At 67.7% G+C, this 18490-nt stretch carries 20 protein-coding genes; 13 read left to right on the forward strand and 7 right to left on the reverse strand.

All coding sequences use genetic code 11. From position 1 onward, the window contains the following. Positions 1-7: 7 nt before the first annotated feature. Entirely contained in the window at positions 8-661 is a 654-nt protein-coding gene (locus KPL78_RS02985) for a PIN-like domain-containing protein (protein ID WP_219761323.1), read from the reverse strand. Then, a complete protein-coding gene (locus KPL78_RS02990; protein WP_219761325.1) occupies positions 658-1338 on the reverse strand; it encodes a MerR family transcriptional regulator in 681 nt (226 codons plus the stop codon). The genes KPL78_RS02985 and KPL78_RS02990 overlap by 4 nt, the downstream gene beginning before the upstream one ends. 241 nt (positions 1339-1579) lie before the next feature. On the opposite strand from KPL78_RS02990, the gene KPL78_RS02995 reads away from it, so the two are divergent. Further along, the gene (locus tag KPL78_RS02995) at positions 1580-1825 is read left to right on the forward strand and encodes a type II toxin-antitoxin system ParD family antitoxin (protein WP_219761326.1); all 246 of its coding nucleotides are present in this window, start codon (positions 1580-1582) and stop codon (positions 1823-1825) included. Next, complete coding sequence (locus KPL78_RS03000) at positions 1822-2118, forward strand: type II toxin-antitoxin system RelE/ParE family toxin (protein WP_219761328.1); 297 nt, start codon at positions 1822-1824, stop codon at positions 2116-2118. Before KPL78_RS02995 ends, KPL78_RS03000 begins: the two co-directional genes overlap by 4 nt. 84 nt (positions 2119-2202) lie before the next feature. Here the strand turns inward: KPL78_RS03000 and KPL78_RS03005 are convergent, their stop codons facing one another. The 5 genes from KPL78_RS03005 to leuC form a co-directional block, all read right to left on the reverse strand. Continuing rightward, entirely contained in the window at positions 2203-3156 is a 954-nt protein-coding gene (locus KPL78_RS03005) for a Bug family tripartite tricarboxylate transporter substrate binding protein (RefSeq protein WP_219761330.1), read from the reverse strand. A 210-nt stretch (positions 3157-3366) separates the two neighbouring features. Further along, positions 3367-4593 carry an ABC transporter substrate-binding protein gene (locus tag KPL78_RS03010; RefSeq protein ID WP_219761332.1) on the reverse strand — a complete coding sequence of 409 codons (1227 nt, stop codon included), beginning with the start codon at positions 4591-4593 and terminating at the stop codon, positions 3367-3369. A gap of 30 nt (positions 4594-4623) precedes the next feature. Continuing rightward, a complete protein-coding gene (leuB, locus tag KPL78_RS03015; protein WP_219761702.1) occupies positions 4624-5718 on the reverse strand; it encodes a 3-isopropylmalate dehydrogenase in 1095 nt (364 codons plus the stop codon). Between the two features lie 71 nt (positions 5719-5789). Then, positions 5790-6416 (reverse strand): 3-isopropylmalate dehydratase small subunit, encoded by a 627-nt coding sequence (leuD, locus tag KPL78_RS03020; RefSeq protein ID WP_219761334.1) that lies wholly within the window; start codon positions 6414-6416, stop codon positions 5790-5792. Positions 6417-6428: 12 nt separating this feature from the next. Continuing rightward, on the reverse strand, positions 6429-7832 hold the full coding sequence (gene leuC, locus KPL78_RS03025; RefSeq protein WP_219761335.1) for a 3-isopropylmalate dehydratase large subunit: 1404 nt from the start codon (positions 7830-7832) through the stop codon (positions 6429-6431). Positions 7833-8468: 636 nt separating this feature from the next. Between leuC and KPL78_RS03030 the strand changes: the two genes are divergently transcribed. The 11 genes from KPL78_RS03030 (at position 8469) to KPL78_RS03080 (ending at position 18482) form a co-directional block, all read left to right on the forward strand. Beyond that, positions 8469-8663 (forward strand): Flp family type IVb pilin, encoded by a 195-nt coding sequence (locus KPL78_RS03030; protein ID WP_219761338.1) that lies wholly within the window; start codon positions 8469-8471, stop codon positions 8661-8663. A 13-nt stretch (positions 8664-8676) separates the two neighbouring features. Next, positions 8677-8862, forward strand: a complete 186-nt coding sequence (locus KPL78_RS03035; protein ID WP_219761340.1) for a Flp family type IVb pilin — start codon at positions 8677-8679, stop codon at positions 8860-8862. Between the two features lie 360 nt (positions 8863-9222). Beyond that, positions 9223-9732, forward strand: coding sequence for an A24 family peptidase (locus KPL78_RS03040; RefSeq protein WP_219761342.1), 510 nt, complete (start codon positions 9223-9225; stop codon positions 9730-9732). Positions 9733-9735: 3 nt separating this feature from the next. Continuing rightward, a complete protein-coding gene (cpaB, locus tag KPL78_RS03045) occupies positions 9736-10608 on the forward strand; it encodes a Flp pilus assembly protein CpaB (RefSeq protein ID WP_219761343.1) in 873 nt (290 codons plus the stop codon). Further along, positions 10605-12854, forward strand: a complete 2250-nt coding sequence (locus KPL78_RS03050; protein WP_219761345.1) for a secretin GspD/PilQ domain-containing protein — start codon at positions 10605-10607, stop codon at positions 12852-12854. The genes cpaB and KPL78_RS03050 overlap by 4 nt, the downstream gene beginning before the upstream one ends. 5 nt (positions 12855-12859) lie before the next feature. Next, entirely contained in the window at positions 12860-13210 is a 351-nt protein-coding gene (locus KPL78_RS03055; RefSeq protein WP_219761347.1) for a hypothetical protein, read from the forward strand. Then, the gene (locus tag KPL78_RS03060) at positions 13200-14432 is read left to right on the forward strand and encodes a CpaE/TadZ family protein (protein ID WP_219761349.1); all 1233 of its coding nucleotides are present in this window, start codon (positions 13200-13202) and stop codon (positions 14430-14432) included. Before KPL78_RS03055 ends, KPL78_RS03060 begins: the two co-directional genes overlap by 11 nt. Positions 14433-14434: 2 nt before the next feature. Beyond that, the gene (locus KPL78_RS03065) at positions 14435-15799 is read left to right on the forward strand and encodes a TadA family conjugal transfer-associated ATPase (RefSeq protein ID WP_219761351.1); all 1365 of its coding nucleotides are present in this window, start codon (positions 14435-14437) and stop codon (positions 15797-15799) included. A 2-nt stretch (positions 15800-15801) separates the two neighbouring features. Continuing rightward, positions 15802-16761 carry a type II secretion system F family protein gene (locus KPL78_RS03070; RefSeq protein ID WP_219761353.1) on the forward strand — a complete coding sequence of 320 codons (960 nt, stop codon included), beginning with the start codon at positions 15802-15804 and terminating at the stop codon, positions 16759-16761. A gap of 3 nt (positions 16762-16764) precedes the next feature. After that, positions 16765-17721 (forward strand): type II secretion system F family protein, encoded by a 957-nt coding sequence (locus tag KPL78_RS03075; RefSeq protein WP_219761355.1) that lies wholly within the window; start codon positions 16765-16767, stop codon positions 17719-17721. Continuing rightward, positions 17721-18482, forward strand: a complete 762-nt coding sequence (locus KPL78_RS03080; RefSeq protein WP_219761357.1) for a tetratricopeptide repeat protein — start codon at positions 17721-17723, stop codon at positions 18480-18482. The genes KPL78_RS03075 and KPL78_RS03080 overlap by 1 nt, the downstream gene beginning before the upstream one ends. Positions 18483-18490: the final 8 nt, after the last annotated feature.

The following is an 18490-nucleotide window of genomic DNA, read 5'->3' on the forward strand; positions in this document are numbered from 1 at the left end:
GAAAATCCTATTCTGATGAGGAGCCACCCCGATTCGTAGTTTCCTCGGTGGCATTCTGCGCTGTTGACGCATCCGGGGCGGGCCGGCGCATCATTGCGAGCAGTTGCGGTTCCGGCGCTGGAGATCGCTGGATTTTCTGATTTTTCTTGGCCTTCTTAACGCTTGAGGCAGATGCAAGCGGACCGCGAATAGATAGTTTTAGTGGCGTCGGCGTATTGATTATAAGAAAATCAGCATCATCGGACCATCTTTCAGGAATTCTATAGAGAGATCGTGGTTTCGCTGTTCTTGAAAATTTGATAATTCGTTCGAACCATACGAGTAGGAATGCGCTTTTTCGTGGAAATTTCCAAGAATTCCATTTTGTTGGAAAATAAAATACAACTTGCTTGTTTTCTATTAGTGCTAGAAGTTCAGCCGGCTTTTCGTTCATTGAGACATCGCCTGACACAATGATACGCCCGCCAGCGTCCCTATATCTTTTTATCCAGGGAGCATCACTATTCTTTACATAATCTGAATCATTGGGCCTAGGAGCGTAATCCTTCGCCGACACGATTTCGATGCCGCGAAAAAGATGGCGCGAAGCCCTGTCTGTTATGATCTCGCGCATCAGGCGCGGTACGGCGCCCGGTACGTGTTCGTCGAAGGCTATCTTCATGCTGCAAGCCTAAGCTCGGCTTCAAATTTCACTGCCTGTCGAACATATTTTACAGGTATATCAAATATCTCTGCTACAGCTGCCTGACTTCCTTCCACTTTCACCGCTGAAGCTATGGCCTGTGTAGGGATTTGAAAATCCTTTATGATGGGCTTTCCAAAAGCAAATTTCGGATGAATAATAACATTCGGCGCAATGTGCTTTCGAGGGAACCACAATCGTGCGTCCCCGTTGAAATCAAATTCTATATCGTGCTTAAGTGAGTCATAAACGACCGGAAACATCTCCAAATTCTTTGTTCTAGGGTCATAAATCTTTGGAGAGGAGTATTTTTTTATTATGGATCCTACAATTTTCCTTCCGTCAGTTTGGAATACTATGTCCGTTGAGAAAGGATGATCAGTGCTTGTGATGACTCGTACTTCATCCATAATGGATCGAATATGATTAATATGAACGCCAGCGTCTTCAAAAAATGAAATAAATCGCATTTCAAGTAAATTCTTGAAGCTTAGGGCTAGATGATTTCCACTCCAACCAATTTCATTTTCTATCATAGGAATTAATTTATATTTATCATATCCAGATATCCAGCCGCGTGCTTTTCTTTCGGATATGCCGACGAGATAAGCGGCTTCTGCAATAGTGTATATTCCAGATTCAAGCAGGTCTGGCATGTTTATTCCATATGATTTTTGGTTTCACGGGTCGCTTCCGGTTCACTTTGGGCTTGGTTTAATTTTATCAATGTCGCAAGGCGGCGCATGCTAAGAGCAGGCAGCGAACGATGCGGTATTTTACCTGCCTTGTGCAAGTGGATGAAGGCTTCGTTCTTGAGAGGCCGCGTTCGCTGCCGGCCACGGACAGGCGGTGCGCTGGATACCGAAATTTGGTATCGTCCACTAGGAGGGCAGAAGCATGGCGCGCAACACATCCATTTCCCTCGGCGACCATATGGCCGATTTCGTCGACGGGCAGGTCAAGAATGGCCGTTATGGCTCAGCCAGCGAGGTCATCCGCGCCGGGCTGCGGCTGCTGGAAGAACGCGAAGCAGCGATGCAGTCGCTGCGCGATGCGCTGGATGAGGGCGAGCGGTCCGGTCCTGCGACCGAGTTCGATTTCGAGGCCTATCTCGCCGGTCGGCGTCGCGCTTCCGGGGCGTGAGGCGATTCTATCTCACGCCGGCGGCGCGGGCCGATCTCGACGCGATCTGGGAGTACACCGAGCAGCGTTGGGGCACCGCCCAGGCCGAGCGGTATGCCCAGGCGATCGTCGAGGTCTGCCGGGCATTGGCGGCGCGGGCGTATCCTGATCGCGATGCGGGCGATGTGCGGCCGGGCTATCGGAAGGCGCCGGTCGGGTCGCATGTGCTGTGGTTCCGGCGCCGCCCGGATGGTGCGCCGGAGGTCATCCGCATTCTCCATCAGCGGATGGATGGGCCGCGCCATCTCACCTGAGCGACAGCCTGACAGATCGAAGGTGCAGGAAACTGAGTTTCCTGCCGGGGTGCAGGGGCAGAGCCCCTGCGTCACCCACCCGCATCAATCCCCGCGCACCCCCGCCGCGCGGATCACCTCGCCCCAGGACCGCAGGTCCTCGGCCATGCGGGCGTTGAAGGTGCGGGTGTCCTCGAAATGCGGGGTCAGGCCGTTGGCGAGCAGGCGTTCGCGGAAGGTCTGGTTCTCCAGCGCGCGGCGGGTCGCGTCGGACCAGCGGGCGAGGCTCTCCTCGGTCATGCCCTTGGGTCCGCAGATGCCGAACCAGCCGGCCATCTGCAGTCCCGGCACGAAGGCCGAGAGCGGGCGGGCCTGCGGGAAGAGCGGCGAGCCGCCATCGTCGCCAAGGGCGAGCAGGCGCAGCTCGCCGCCCTGCACCTGGCGCATGACGTCGCCGAGGTTGGTGATCATGAACTCGGTGCGGCCGCCGAGGATGTCGACGATCGCCGGCGTCGCGCCGCGGTAGGGGACGTGGACGATGTCGAGGCCGGTGCGCGCCTTCAGCAGCTCGACGGACAGGTGCTGCGCGGAGCCCACGCCAGCCGAGGCGTAGCTCATTGCGCCGGGGTGGGCGCGGGCGGCGGCGAGGAGTGCAGCGACATCCTGATGCGGCCCGCGCGCGGCGACGACCAGGGCGTAGGTGGACAGCGCGACGTTGGCGACGCCCATCAGCTCGGTGCGCGGGTCGATGGGCATGGACACGCCGGGCAGGTTCGGCGTGATGGTCATGGTGCCCATCGGGCATTGCAGGACGGTGAGGCCATCGGGGGCGGCGCGCGCGACGACCTCAGCGCCGATCAGGCCGTTGGCGCCGGTGCGGTTTTCGACCACGCCGCGGGCGCCGAGGAAGGGGACGACGTATTCGGCGATGAGGCGGGCCATGAGGTCGCCGGTGCCGCCGGCCGCGTAGCCCGAGATGACGCGGATGGTGCGGTCCTGCGCGGCGGCAGGCAGGGCGATGCAGGCCGCCGCGATGGCGGCGAGCAGGGTGCGACGCATGGATGTTCCTCCTCGGGTGTTCTTGCCGAGGAGGGTAGTATCGAAAGCCGGCGCGGGAAAACCTGTCAGAGCCCGCATTGAGAATGCCGGCACTGGCCCGCACCCCCACCCGGCCACCTATTCCAGGATACTGACGTGGGTGGCCGGGTGGGGGTGCGGGCCGGTGCCGGGTGCGAGAATGCGCCGAACGGCGCATTCTCAAACGGGCACTCAGCCGCTGACCATCGGGCAGCCGCCTTCGGAGAGCGGGCGCATGGCCTGGTCCGCCGGGATGCTGCCGATCAGGCGGTAGAGATCCCATTCGGCGCGGACCTCGGCGGGCGGCTTGGCCTCGAAGAGGTAGACGGGGTGGATCTTGCGGCCGTCGGCGCGGACCATGCCGGGGCCGAAGCAGTCGTCATCGGTCGGCATGGCCTTCATCTGCGCGATCTGCGCGCGGCCCGAGGCCTTGGCCTGCGCCACGCCCAGCGCGTTCGCTGCCTTGAGGTAGTGCAGGACGGCCGAATAGGCGCCGGCGTGGTTGGTGCTTGGGTAGATGCCGCTTGGCATCTGCGGCAGGACGCGCTGGGTGAAGCCGCGGGTGCGGTCATTGAGGTCCCAGTAGAAGGGCTCGGTCACCAGCAGCCCCTGCGCGGCGGCGGGGCCGAGCGCCTTCACGTCGCCCAGCAGGCCGAGCAGCGCGACCATGCGCATGCCGTGCCGCGGCAGGCCGAATTCCTGCGCCTGCTTCACGCTGTTGACGATGTCCGTCCCGGCATTGGCGAGGCCGAGCACCTTGGCGCGGGAGGCCTGTGCCTGGAGCAGGAAGGAGGAGAAGTCGGTCGTGTTGGGGAAGGGGTAGCGGGCCTGGCCGAGCACGCGGCCGCCGGCGCGTTCCACTGCGGCCTTGCTGTCGCGTTCCAAGGCGTGGCCGAAGGCATAGTCGGCGGTGAGGAAGAACCAGGTGTCGCCGCCCGCACGCACCGTCGCGGTGCCGGCACCGTTGGCGAGCATCCAGGTGTCGTAGGTCCAGTGCACATGGTTCGGCCCGCAGCGCGGTCCGTGCAGATCGGCCGTGGCCGGGCCGGTGGCGAGGAAGACCTTGTCCTTGTCCCGCGCCAGGTCGGCGATGGCGAGCGCGATGGCGGAGTTGTTCACCTCCAGGATCGCGTCGACATCCTGGCGGTCATACCATTGGCGGGCGATCTGCACGCCGATGTCGGGCTTGTGCTGGTGGTCGGCGTGCAGCACCTCGACCTGCGGCGCGATTCCTGCGCGGGCGGCATCCGCGATCGCCTGGCGCACGCAGGCGGCGGTACCGAGGCCCGACAGGTCGCGATAGGGACCGGAGAGATCACCGAGGATGCCAAGGCGCAGCACGGGGCCGGATTGCGCGAGAGCGGGCGCGGCAAGGGTGCTCGCCCCTGCGATGAGCAGGGTGCGACGGGACGTATTCATGAACGCTTCCTCGGTCGTTGTGTGGTGTCGTCAGGGGTGTTCTAGCGCGGCAATGACGGCGTCGGCCATGCCGCGCGTCGACAGGACGGACTCGCCGGGCAGGGCGATGTCGGCGGTCCGGGCGCCGGCGGCGAGGGCGGTGGCGACGGCGGCTTCGAGGGCGTCGGCCTCGGCGGGGGCCCGGGCGGTCCAGCGCAGGAGGAGGGCGGCGGAGAGGATGGCGCCGAGGGGGTTGGCGATGCCCTTGCCGGCAATGTCGGGGGCGGAGCCGTGGATGGGTTCGTAGAGGGCGCGGCGCTTGCCGTCCGGCCCGGGGTCGGACAGGGCCGCGGAGGGCAGCATGCCGAGGCTGCCGTTGATGGCGCCGGCGCAGTCGGAGAGGAGGTCGCCGAAGAGGTTGTCGGTGACGATGACGTCGAAGCGGGTGGGGGCGCGGGAGAGCTGGAGCGCGCAGTTGTCGGCGAGCATGTGTTCGAGCGTCACGTCGGGGAAGTCCCTGGCGTGGACGGCGGCGACGACCTCCCGCCACAGCGCGCCGGCTTCCATCACGTTGGCCTTGTCGACCGAGGTGACGTGGTTGCGGCGCGTGCGCGCGAGGGTGAAGGCGAAGCGGGCGGCGCGGGCGATCTCGGCTTCCGTGTAGGCGTGGGTGTTGAGGCCCCAGCGGGTGCCGTCGGGCAGGGTCTGGATGCCGCGGGGCGTGCCGAAATAGACGCCGGCGGTCAGTTCGCGCACGAAGACGAGGTCGGTGCCGGCGATGGTGCGGGGCTTGTAGGGGGAGACCTCGGCGAGGGCGGGCCAGGCGCGGACGGGGCGGAGGTTGGCGAAGACGTCGAGCGCCTTGCGCATGCGCAGCAGGGAGCCCTTGCGGCGTTCCTCGGCGGGGATGTGCTTCTGGTCGAGGCTGCCGGTGGCGCCGAAGAGGAGCGCGTCGGCGGCCATGATGGCGTCCCAGGAGGCGTCGGGCATGGTGGTGCCCTCGGCGGCCCAGGCGGCGGCGCCGAAGAGGCGGCGTTCCATGCGCAGCGGGAGGCCGCGTTTGGTGACGAACCAGTCGAGGATGCGGACGGCCTCGTCGGTCACTTCGGGGCCGATGCCGTCGCCGGGCAGGACGACGATGTTCATTGTCTGGCGCGGCGGATTCACGCCATCGGTGCTTGGCTTCGTCTCCGCCGTCGGGCGATCGGACGCGGTGGTCATCGTTCGACACTCTCCCAGGCCCAGGGGCGCCGCGTGCGGTCGGCGGCATACCAGGCGGTGATCTGATCCTTCATGCGCAGGGTCAGCGCGATGTCGTCGAGGCCCTCCAGCAGGGCCTCCTTCTTCCGGGCGTCGACGGGGAAGGGGATCTCGGTTCCGTCCGGGGTGACCACGAGTTGGCGGGCGAGATCGACGGTGGTGTGGCGCGCGCCCTGCGCGGCCTCGGTCTCGGCGGCGATGCGGGCGATCGCGTCCTCGGGCAGCGCGATGGGCAGCATGCCGTTCTGGAAGCAGTTGTTGAAGAAGATGTCGCCGAAGGATGGCGCGAGCACCGCCCGGAAGCCCATGCCCATCAGGGCCCAGACCGCGCCCTCGCGCGAGGAGCCGCAGCCGAAGTTGGGGCCCGCCAGCAGGATCGGGCTGTCGCGATAGGGCGGGCGGTTGAGGACGAAGTCGGGGTTCTCGGTGCCGTCGGGGGCGTAGCGCAGCCGTTCGAAGGCATAGGGGCCGAGGCCGCCGCGCCCGCTGCCGAGCAGGCGTTGAATGGGGATGATGACGTCCGTGTCCACATTCGCGGCCATGAGAGGCGCGGCGGGGCCAGAGACGGTGGTGAACTTGTCCATCGGTCGCGCCCCTTACGCCGCGAGGGTCCGCACATCGGCGATGGCGCCGCTGAGGGCCGCCGCCGCCGCCATGGCGGGGGAGGCGAGATGCGTGCGCGCGCCCGTGCCCTGCCGGCCGACGAAGTTGCGGTTGGAGGTGGAGACGCAGCGCGCGCCAGGCGGGACGAACTCGCCATTCGCGGCGACGCAGAGCGCGCAACCCGGTTCGCGCCAGGCGAAGCCGGCCTCGCGGAAGGCGGCGTCGAGACCTTCCGCCTCGGCTTCATGCTTCACGCGTTCGGAGCCGGGGACGACCCAGGCGGTGACGTGCGGGGCGACCTTGCGGCCGCGCAGCACGGCGGCGGCGGCGCGCAGGTCCTCGATGCGCGAATTGGTGCAGGACCCGATGAAGACCCAGTCCACCTTCGTGCCGGCTATCGGGGCGCCCGGGGTGAGGCCCATATAAGAGAGAGCGGCCTCCCAGGCGGCGCGCTTCTCGGGGTTGGGGGCGGAGGCCGGATCGGGGATGTGGCCGGTGACGGGCAGGACCTGCTCGGGGCTGGTGCCCCAGGTGATCTGCGGGGCGATGTCACGCATGTCGATCGTCAGGTCACGGTCGAATGTGGCGTCGTCATCGCTGCGCAGGGTGAGCCAATCGGCGACGGCGGCGTCCCAGGCGGCGCCGCGCGGGGCGAAGTCGCGGCCGGCGAGCCATTGGATGGTGGTGTCGTCGGGGGCGACCATGCCGATCTTTGCCCCCATCTCGATGGACAGGTTGCACAGGGTCAGGCGGCCCTCGACCGACAGGGCGCGCACCGCCGCGCCGGCATATTCGACCGCAAAGCCGGTGCCGGCACCGGTGCCGAAGCGGCCGATGGCGGCGAGGATCATGTCCTTGGGCGTTACGCCGGCCGGGGTCGCGCCGTCGAAGCGGATGCGCAGGCGCTTCGGCTTGCGCTGGGGCAGGGTCTGGGTGGCGAGGACATGCTTGAGTTCGGACGCGCCGATGCCGAAGGCGATCGCGCCGACGCCGCCATTGGTGCAGGTGTGGCTGTCGCCGCAGACGAGCGTGGTGCCCGGCAGCACCAGGCCGAGCTCGGGGCCCATGACGTGGACGATACCGTGGCCATCCGTGCCGATGTCGAAGAAGCGCACGCCGGTTTCGGCGGCGCGCCGGCGCAGGCCGGTGAGGAGCTTCGCGCCGGTGGGGAAGGTGTCCGCCGTGCGGCCCGGGGCGGAGGAGACGGCGTGGTCCGGCGTGGCGAAGACCAGGTCGGGGCGGGCGAGGGCATAGCCGGCCTCGCCGACTTCCTGCATGGCGCGGCCGCCCGAGAGGTCGTGCAGCAGGATGCGGTCGCAATGCAGCAGCGACCAGCCCGAGCCGAGATCGGCGACGACATGCGGATCCCAGATCCGGTCGAAGAGTGTCGCGGACATTGGCCGCCTTCCTCCCATACCAAGGGCGAGCCTGGCGCAGTGCCAAGCGCGGCATCACGCCGCGCTGGGCGAGGCTGGTCAAGCGGGCCCCTGCGGTGGGGCCGCGACGGTGCGGGTACCGCTGCCCGTGGACGGTCCGAACGGTTGCGCCGAGGCGCTTCCCGACGCGCCGCCGGTGGTGCAAACGGCGATGTCATCCACTACACGATTGCGTGATATAGGTTGAATTCGACAAGGGTCCATGCAGCCTCGCCGGACGCGTCCCGCAAGCCAAAACCTGTCGCGTTTTTGATGCGGAATTTTATCGCGATCGCGCGAGAGTGGCGAAAATCCGGGAACAACCACGAGGCGTGGCGGGTGCGATTTGATCGCCGTGGCGGGCGATCCGAACGGGTGCTGGGCCGGAGTCGAGGTGTGATGTCAGGTGGGGGAACGTAAAATTAGTGAATTAAGAATGAAATGTCTCAATTTTCGGCGTTGACGGTTCATTAAGTAAGATGTTTGGTTGTTTCGACGCGGTCGACTCCCTCCGGTGGCGATCCGCTTCCCGTCCTTTCGATAGCAACCCAGACGAGCGGGTTCCGGAGGATGGCGCAGGCAATGGCTCGTTAAAGAGACGAACCGAAGGGGATAGATATGATTCGCAAGTTCCTGGCCTCCCTCCATCTTGCCGTTGTCGATCGCAAGGGCGTGACGGCTGCCGAATACGCCGTGCTGGCGGTGGGCATCGTCATCGTCGTTGCTGCTGCGGCGGCAACCTTCGGCACCAAGCTGAGTGATGTGTTCACGGCGCTCGGCTCGCGCATCACTGTGCCGCCCGCCGGGGGCTGACGCCGCCGCGTCAATGACCCACGCGCTTCTGGCCTTTCTCCGCGGCGCCCTTGCCGACCGCAGGGGCGTCACCGCTTCGGAATGCGCGGTTCTGGGCTTAGGTGTCGTCGTCATCATCGCGTCCGCGGTGTTGACGTTCGGCACTTCCCTGTCCAGCGCATTTGATCGGGTCGGCTCTGCGTTCGTCTTGGGTGGCTGAGGTGGTCGACCCTGTCGCGCGTGTTCCTGCAGATCGGCTGGCACCATTTTCGGGGTCAGCCGGTTCGTTGTAGCGGTGCGGCCTATCCCGGGGAGTTTCGGTTACCGCGCGTGAGTTCATCCCGACGGGCAGCTTCGCATGTCCGGCGTCTTGGACGATCTTTTGCCGGGCAACCGTCGAGATTCGCGCAAGGTGCTGCCACTGCTGCAATACAAAGCGTGCCGATAGCTTATTCTTATTGATGTACAGGTCGATCCGCCGTCCGGAATGCCAAGTATTGCAAATGCCGTGTTCAACGATGACTCTGGTGGTTTGGAAGCAAGCAGATCACGGTTCCTTCTGTCGGGAGATCTTCGTCGCATGTCCGATCTGCCGATCCATCAGGTCTTTGCGGCGGGCCTCCTGATCTATGCTGCGGCACGGGATGTCGCGACGCGCCTGATTCCCGACGCGGTGCCCATTGCCCTGCTTGTGCTGGGCGTGCTGTCGCGCCTCATGGTCGGCTGGACCGAGGCGGGCACGTCGCTCCTCGCCGGCCTCCTGCTTTTCGTGATCTTGCTGCCGCTCGCGATGCGCGGCTGGCTCGGCGGCGGTGACGTCAAACTCATCGGCGCCATGGCGGTGGGTCTCGCACCCTACGAGACATGGGTTTTCATCATGGCGACCGTGTTCGCGGGCGGCGTGCTCGGGATCGCCTACATCGCCGGCCGATACGTGGTTCCCGAGACACGCGTGGCCGGCAACACCAACCTCCTACGCCGTGTCCTGGCCGTCGAGGCCTGGCGGATGCGGCGGCGGGGTCCGCTGCCCTATGCCGTCGCCATCGCGGTCGGCGGCCTGATTGTCCTGAACACCCTTCCGGGGGTCTGACCGATGTTTCTTCGGCTTCTCGTCATTCTCTCCCTGGTCCTGAGCGCCACCGGCCTTGGGATCCTCGCGCTTCAGCTCCTTCAGCCGGCGCAGCAGGCGCAGCAGGTCGCCCGCGTCGAGGCGCCCCCGGTCGTGGCGCCGGCGCCGCGCATCCGCATGCTGGTGGCGTCGCGCCCGCTGTCGATCGGCACGTTGCTGAAGGATGAGGACTTCCGGGAAATGGAAGTGGCCGGCGATGGAATGCCCGAGGGCGCCTTCGTCGGCGGCCAGGAATCCCTCGCCGAGCTGCGCGGCGCGCTGCTGCGCCGCTTCGTCGACCCCAACCAGCCGATCATCCGCACCGATGTGCTGCGTCCCCGCGACCGCGGCTTCCTGGCCGCCGTGCTGCGTCCCGGCACCCGCGCGATCTCGGTCGGAGTCGATGTCGTCACCGGCGCCTCAGGCCTGATCTGGCCGGGGGACGAGGTCGACCTGATCCTCACCCAGAATCTGCAGCAACAGGGGCAAGCCCAGGAATCGTCTGGACGTCGTGTCGTTGGCGAGACCATCCTTTCGGCAGTTCGGGTGATCGCAGTGGACCAGCAGATCAGTCACAGTGGAACGGATGCAGCCGCTGCCCGCGTGGTGGCGCGTACCGTCACGCTTGAAGTGACCCCGGAGCAGGCGGAGCGCGTGGCGGTGGCGACCCAGCTCGGGCGCATTTCCCTCGTCGTGCGCTCCATCGAGGGTGTGCCGGAGGCCTCGTCGCCGCGGCCGTCCCTTGTCTTCGGCTCCGATGTCTCCTCGGCTCTCGCTGGTCCCCAGGCTCCGGCGCCGGCCGCGCCGCGCATGCGCATCATTCAGGGCGGCACCCAACAGGAGGTCACGTTCCGATGACTGATGCGCGCTTCGCGGCCAGGGTGGCGGAAGGCAGCGCCCGGCGATTCGGTCGGGCGGCCCTTCTCGCTGCCGTCGCGGCGCTGCCGATGCTGGTCGTCCTGCCGGTCGGGCCGGTGGCGGCACAGCAGCCGGCCGCCATGGTCGCGAGCGACGGACCGGTCATCGGCGTGCGCGTCGGAACACATCCTGGCTATGGCCGTGTCGTCTTCGACTGGCCGACGCGCACGGGCTACGAGGCCGTGACTCGCGGCGACGATCTGGTGATCCGCTTCGCCGCGCCCGGCCAGCCCCGCATCGGCGGCATCATCGTGCCGCGCAACGTGACGGGCCTGTCGGCCGAGGATGGCGCGGTGCGCATCTCGGCCCGCGAGGGCGCGCGGTTCCGTCATTTCCTTCACGGGCCGAAGCTCGTGGTCGATATCCTGGACCCCGAGGCCCCGGTCACCGCCGCTGCCGCGCCGGAGATGCGTCCGGCGCTCACCATCGACCCGGCGCCGAGCACCGAAGGCATTCTGGCCGACCTGGCCGGCGCGACCGGCATTCCGGTGCCGGGACGCGCGGCTTCGCGCGCGGCGGTGCTGGCCAGTGCGACGCCCGGGCCCGAGGCGGTGCGCGCCGCCGGCATCGCGCCGGATGTGCTGCCGCGGGACGCCGCGCCCGCGCCGGCGACCATTCAGATGGCCCAGGCGCTGCCCCCGGGCGGGCCGCGACCCAGCGCACCCTTCAACGTTCCGATGCAGGCGCCGCCGCCGGGCATCTCCCTGATCCCGCAGGCCCAGGCACAGACCCTGCCGACGCAGATCCCGGGCGTTCCGCAGGTCGTCGCGCCGGCACCGGGTGCGACGCTGACGCGGCCGCTGGTCATCGAGCAGGGGGCCGGGCGGCTCGTCGAACTGCCGGCGGCGGCGCTGACCGTGCTGGTGGCCGATCCGCGCATCGCGCGGGTGCAGCCGGCCTCGCCCACCTCACTGTTCATCATGGGCGTGAATGCCGGGCGCACCAACCTCATCGCGACGCGCGAGGATGGCTCCCTCGTCGCCGAGTTCGACATCACCGTGCAGTCGAGCGGCGCCCTGGCACCGCAGGCGATCGCGCCCGCGGCGGTGCCGACGGTGACGGCCGGCCAGGTGCAGAGCATGATCCGCCGCATGGTGCGCGGCGGACAGAATGTCCGGGTGTCGATCGCCGGGCGCACCGGCGCGATCCAACTGTCGGGCATGGTGCCGTCCGCGGCCGATGCCCAGCGCGCCGAGGCCATCGCCAAGTCGATGGCCGGTGAATCGCGTGAGGTGATCAACGATCTCACCCTGCTGTCCGGCATCCAGGTGAACCTGAGGGTGCGGGTGGCGGAGATCTCGCGCGAGGTGACGCGCGATCTCGGCTTCAACTGGCTGGCGGCCTTCAATGATGGCACCTGGCAGCTCGGTCTGCGCTCTGGCAGCGTGGTCGGTACCGCGGTCGCGGCGCTGGCGGACCCCCTCGGCCGTCTCATTCCTGGCCTGGCGTCCGGAGCGGGCACCGGCACGGGCGGCACCTATGGGGTGCGATACGCCAACGGCAACTGGGACATCAATGGCCTGATCGACGCGCTGGCGCAGGACCGGCTGGTGACCATCCTTGCCGAGCCGAACCTGACGGCACAGTCAGGCGAGGTGGCTTCCTTCCTCGCGGGAGGCGAGTTCCCGGTTCCGGCGGCCGCCGCCAACAACAGCACGACGCTGTCCGTCGAATACAAGCCCTATGGCGTCAGCCTTGCCTTCGTGCCGACGGTGCTGTCGCCCGAACGGATGAATATGCGGGTCCGCCCCGAGGTGAGCGAACTCTCCGAGACGGGCTCGATCAGCTTCCCGGTGGCGGGCGGCGTGGTCAGCATTCCCGGCCTGACGGTGCGCCGCGCCGAGACGACGATCGAACTGGGCTCGGGCCAGAGCTTCGCCATCGCCGGGCTGCTCAGCCGCAACGCCTCCATCAACAATTCGGGCGTCAGCGGCCTCGGCGACATCCCGGTGCTCGGCGCGCTGTTCCGCTCCGACCGGTTCCGCCGTGCCGAGACGGAACTCGTCATCATCATCACGCCATATCTCGTGCGGCCGGTGTCGGATCCGTCGGCGCTCGGCACCCCGCTCGACACCTTCCGTCCGGCGACGGATCTCGAACGCGTGCTGCTGCGCCGGCAGACCGGATCGGGGGCACCGTATCGGCAGATCCGCCCGCCCTCGGCCGCCGGCTTCATCGTGGAGTGAGTGGCATGATCCGGATCCCCACGCTCCTCCCCGTGCTCGTCGCCGCCTGCGGCCTCATCGGCTGTGCGCCGGACACGTATTTCCCGCCGACCGATTTCGAACGCGCCGGCACCTGGCAGGCCGATGGCGTCAACGACCGCAACCTTCGGGCCATGGTCGCCGACCCGTCGCATCTGACGCGCGGCGTCGGCGCCGCGACCGATCGCGGCCAGGCGGGTGCTGCGGCGGCCCAGGCCATGGAGGCTGGCCGCCGGCCACCCCTGCCCCGGACGACCCTGAGCACGGCCGGCCGGCAGTCCGGGGGGGGCAATACAGGCGTGACCTCGAGCGGCGGAGGATCAAGCGGTGGCCAGTGACCGCCCGGTTCCGCGAGAGGTCCCGGATGCGCAGCGGGGTGGGGCGGTCATCTCCGCCGACCGCGCGGCGCTCATGGTCTTCGTCGCCGACGAGGCGAGCGAGACGGCGATCCGCGGCGGCATCGGCGATGTGCTCGGGGCGCAGATCCGGCGCGGTACCGTGCGCACCGCCGTCAAGGCGCTCGAGAAGGAAACCACGCCGCGCGTCCTGATCGTCGACATCAGCGGCATCGAGGATCCCTTCGCCGCGCTGGATGACCTCGCTTCGGTCTGCACGCCCGATGTGCGGGTGCTGGTGGTCGGCGAACGGACCGAGATCGGGTTCTACCGCGACATCACCCGCAATGTCGGCGTGCACGAATACCTGCACAAGCCGCTGACCCGCGACAATGTCGCCCGGCTCTTCGCCCCGCTGGTCCAGGGCGGCGGCGATGGCAGGCTCGACCGCGGCGGCCTGGTCACGGCGGTCTGCGGCGTGCATGGCGGGGTCGGCGCGACCACGCTCGCCGTCAATCTTGCCCTGCAGATCGAGGATGTGACGCGCGGCCATGTCGCGCTGCTCGACCTGCATCTGCAGGGCGGCACGGCGGCGATGATGCTCGGCGCGCGCGTGACCTCCGGACTGCGCGTGGCCCTTGAGGAACCGGACCGCGTCGACAGCCTCTTCCTCGACCGCGTGGGCGTGCCGATCAGCGAGCGCGTACGCCTGATCGCGGCCGAGGAGCCGATGGAGGCCGAGATCCGGCCGACGGAGGAGGGGGCCCGCCGCGTCATCGACATGCTGCGCCAGCGCTTCAACCACGTCATCGTCGATCTGCCGATGCCGCCCGGGTCGATGGAGCGACTGGTGCTGCAGCGTGCGCGTCATGTCGTGCTGGTGCTGGCCCCCGATGTCGCGAGCATCCGCGATGCCGTGGCGGTGAAGAAGGTGGTCACGATGACGGGCTCGGCCGGACGCGTCCTCACCGTGCTGAACGGCGCGGGACGCAAGGGGTATCTGCCGACGCGGCTGGTCGCCGAGGGCATCGGCAGCATGCCCGAGGTGATCCTGCCCGACCTGTCGCGCCAATTGCCGCGTGCGGCCAATCTCGGCCGTCCGGCACTGCGGGACAGCCCGGTGCTGCGCCGCGGCCTCGGCATCCTGTCGCAGGAGATCGCGGCGGTGCGCGTGGCCGACCGGCCGCGCTCCCTCTTCGCGCGCCTGTTCGGGCGCGGAGGCTGACCATGCGGACCTTCGGGCGCCGCAGCGAGGGCAGCCAGCTTCCCGTCCCGCTGACGATCGACAACGAGCCGCGGTCGGTCAACATCAGTGCGGCGGATCTGGCACTGGCGGAAAGCGCCGAGCTTGCCCGGCTGCGTACCCTCGTCCTGGAGCGCATCGACCCGGTCGTCGCGGGCGAGTTGCCCCATGCCGCGCTGCGCCAGCAGCTCGATGCGCTGGTCCATGAACTCGCCAGCCGCGAGCGGATGGAGATCTCGGCGCGCGACCAGTCGCGCATCGCCGAGGAAATCGCCCGCGACATGGTGGGCTACGGTCCGCTCGAGCCACTGCTCCAGGACGACACCATCAACGACATCATGGTGAACGGCCCTGACAATGTCTTCGTCGAGGTGCGGGGCAAGCTGATCCGCACCAATGTGCGCTTCCGCTCCTCCTCCCAGGTCGCGGCCATCGCGCAGAAGATCGCGGCGACCGTCGGCCGGCGCGTCGATGAATCGAGCCCGCTCTGCGACGCGCGCCTGCTCGACGGATCGCGCGTCAACATCGTCTTCCCGCCGCTGGCGCTCGACGGGCCCTGCATCTCGATCCGAAAGTTCTCCAAGAAGCGCTACGATCTCGGGTCGCTGGCGGCGAACGGATCGATGTCGCCGAGCGTCCAGCGCGTCCTCGAGATCGCGTCGCGCTGCCGGTTGAACGTGGTGATCTCGGGCGGCACGGGGTCGGGCAAGACCACCATGCTCAACGCCATGTCGCGGCTGATCGACCATGGCGAGCGCATCGTCACCATCGAGGATGCGGCGGAACTCCAGCTTCAGCAGCCGCATGTCGTGCGGCTCGAGACGCGGCATGCCAATCTGGAAGGCCGCGGCGAGATCACGGCGCGCGACCTGGTGCGCAACGCGCTGCGCATGCGCCCCGACCGCATCATCGTCGGCGAGGTGCGCGGCGCCGAGGCCTTCGACATGCTGCAGGCCATGAACACGGGCCATGACGGGTCCTTCTGTACCGTCCACGCCAACACCGCGCGCGACGCGCTGACCCGCATCGAGAACATGGTGATGATGGGGCAGTCCACGCTGCCGTCCCGCGCCATCCGCACCCAGATCGCCGCGGCGGTGGATCTCATCGTGCAGATCGAGCGCATGCGCGATGGCGGCCGCCGCGTCTCCCAGATCGCCGAGATCTGCGGCCTGGAAGGCGATGTCATCACGATGAACGACATCTTCACCTTCCAGTATGAGGGCGAGAACGCCGATGGGCGCCTGCGCGGCACCTGGGTCTCGCCGGGCATGCGGCCGGCCTTCATCGATCGGCTGAACTATTTCGGCATGCTCGACCCCTGGATGCGCGCGCTCCAGGAAGCCTGAGCATGGATCGCACCCTCCTTCTCGGCGTTGCGGGGCTGCTGACCTTCGCCCTGGTCACCGGGGTGATCACCCTGGCCAAGTCGGGCCAGGCGCGGCGGCTGAAGGAACGGGTGGCGAATGCCAGCGCGATCGAGGTCCGCACCACCCATGCTGCCGGCCTGCCGAGCATCCGCCTGCAGACCGGCCGGCAGAGGCCGTTCCTCGAGCGGATCCTGCGGTTCCTCCGCTTCAACCCGGACACGCCGCAGGAACAGGTGATCCCCTGGTGGGCCACGCTGCTGATCGGCTCGCTGATCGGCGTCATCGCCGGATACTACATGGGGTTCCTCCTGGGCCGGGGGGCGGGCGCGCTGATCGGGCTCGGCATGGCGCTGTTCGCGGTGCGCGGCCTTTTTGCCTGGCAGCACAACAACTATGTCGATGCGATCTTCGTGCAGATCCCGGATGCCATCGGATTGATGGTGCGGGCGATCCGCGCGGGCCTGCCGGTGGGCGAGGCGATACGCTCCGTGGCAGCGGAACTGGCCAATCCCCTGCGTGACGAATTCGCCCGCGTGCTCGGCGATGTCGCCATCGGGCGGCCGCTCGACCAGGCGCTGCTGCGGCTTCATGCGCGCACCGAACTGCCGGAATTCTCCTTCCTGGCCGTCGTGTTCGGTCTGCAGTCCCAGACGGGCGGGAACCTTGCCGAGACGCTCGACAACCTCGCCGACATCGTGCGCAAGCGCGTCGCCATGACCAAGCGCGCCAAGGCACTCGCGGCGGAAGCGCGCATGCAGGCCGGCATCCTGATGGCGCTGCCCTACGTCGCCGCGCTGGCGATGTCGCAGATCCAGCCCTTCTACATCGACAATTTCTTCCGCAACCCGTCCGGGCAGAGGCTGGTGCTCATCGGTCTCGGCTTCTCGGTCTTCGGCTGGCTCGTCATCCGCTGGATGATCAAGAAGGCGGGGACGGACTGAGCGATGATCGAGCAGCTTCTTACGGGCGGCATGATTCCCATCCTGGCGGCGATGGGCGCCGTGGTCATGGCCATCGCCGCCGCGGTTCTGTTGGCGCGCGGGGCGGAGGACCGGGACCTCGCCAGCCGTGTGCAGGGCGTGCTGCGCCCGGCGGCGCCCGATATCTCGGTCGCGGGCAGCGGCGTGCGGGCGGCTGCGGCGCCCTTCCGCCACCTGGGCGAGAAGCTGCGCAACACGGCCCTGGTCTCGGACAAGGACATCGCCGATTTCCAGATCGCGATCGCCGCCGCGGGGCTCAATCCGCGCGCGGCGGTGCCGACCTTCATCGGCATCAAGGCCGTGCTGATGGTCGGCCTGCCGATCTGCGCCTTCTTCTACGCGCAACTGAGCGGCTTCGACGTGCCGAAGACGGCCATGGTGCTGTTCGGCGGCATCGTCGTCGCGATCTTCGGGCCGAACTACTTTCTCAGCTACCTCAAGCGCAAGCATGAGGAGAAGCTGCGCAAGGGCCTGCCCGACGCGCTCGACCTGCTGGTCGTCACCGCCGAGGCGGGACTCGGCATCGAGACGGCGCTCGACCGGGTGGCGCGGGAGATCGAGCCGAACAACCGTCCGCTCGCCATCTCCTTCCTCGTGCTGGTGCAGGAGCTGCGCATGCTGCCCGATCGGCGGCAGGCGCTGGAGCGGTTCGCCGAGCGCTCGAACTTCGATGGCTTCAAGCGGCTCGGCGGCACGCTGTCGCAGACCCTGAAATACGGCACGCCGCTCGCGCAGGCGCTGCGCGTGCTGGCGGCCGAAATGCGCCAGGACCGCATGCTGCGTATCGAGGAAAAGGCAATTCGCCTGCCCGCCCTGCTGGTGATTCCGCTGATCCTCTTCATCATGCCGGCGGTCTTCATTGCTCTTGTTGGTCCATCCGTGCTGGAACTCGGCAAGGGTCTCTTCTCCGGAATGCGCTGATGACGAGTCGTCACCTCACAGGCGTTGTCCTTGGCCTGCTGCTGGCGGGCTGTGCGACCGAAGGACCGCGCAGCCTCGATACCGCGTCGCGCCTCCGCGTCGCCGCGACGGCGGAATCCCAGGGGCAGATGGATGTCGCGCTGTCGATGTATGGTTCCGCCGCGGCCCACGACCCGGACAACGCGCAGGCCCAGTCGCGCTTCGCGACGGCGCTGGCCCGCTCGGGCAACCGGCAGCAGGCCGAGCAGATCCTCGCAGCCGCGCTGGAGCGCCGGCCGAACGAGCGCGGGCTGATGGTCCAGCTCGGCCGCATGCGCCTGCAGAGCGGCCAGGTCGGGGAAGCGCTGACCCTCTTCGACCGCGTGCTGGCCGCCGATGCCCGTTCGGTCGAGGCGCTCGATGGTCGCGGCGTCGCGCTCGACCTGATGGGCCGGCACCCGGAGGCGCAGGAGACCTATCGCCGCGCCCAGGCGCTGTCGCCGAACTCGGTCGCGATCGCCAACAACCTCGGCCTGTCCCTGCTCCTGGACGGCCGGCCGGATGAGGCCCGCGCAGTGCTCGAACCACTCGCCCGCCGCCCCGACGCCAATGAGCGGGTGACGGCGAATTACGGCATCTCGCTCGCCGCAACGGGCGATGTCGCAGCGGCGCGCACCGTCCTCGGCGAGGCTGGCGGCGACGTCGCGGCGCTCGGCGATGCGTTCCGCGCCCCGGGACGCCAGATCATCGAGGTGACCCCGAGCGCTTCGCCGCCGGGCTGACGCCGCAG

It is taken from the genome of Roseomonas alba (genome assembly GCF_019430885.1).
GTDB lineage: Bacteria > Pseudomonadota > Alphaproteobacteria > Acetobacterales > Acetobacteraceae > Neoroseomonas > Neoroseomonas alba.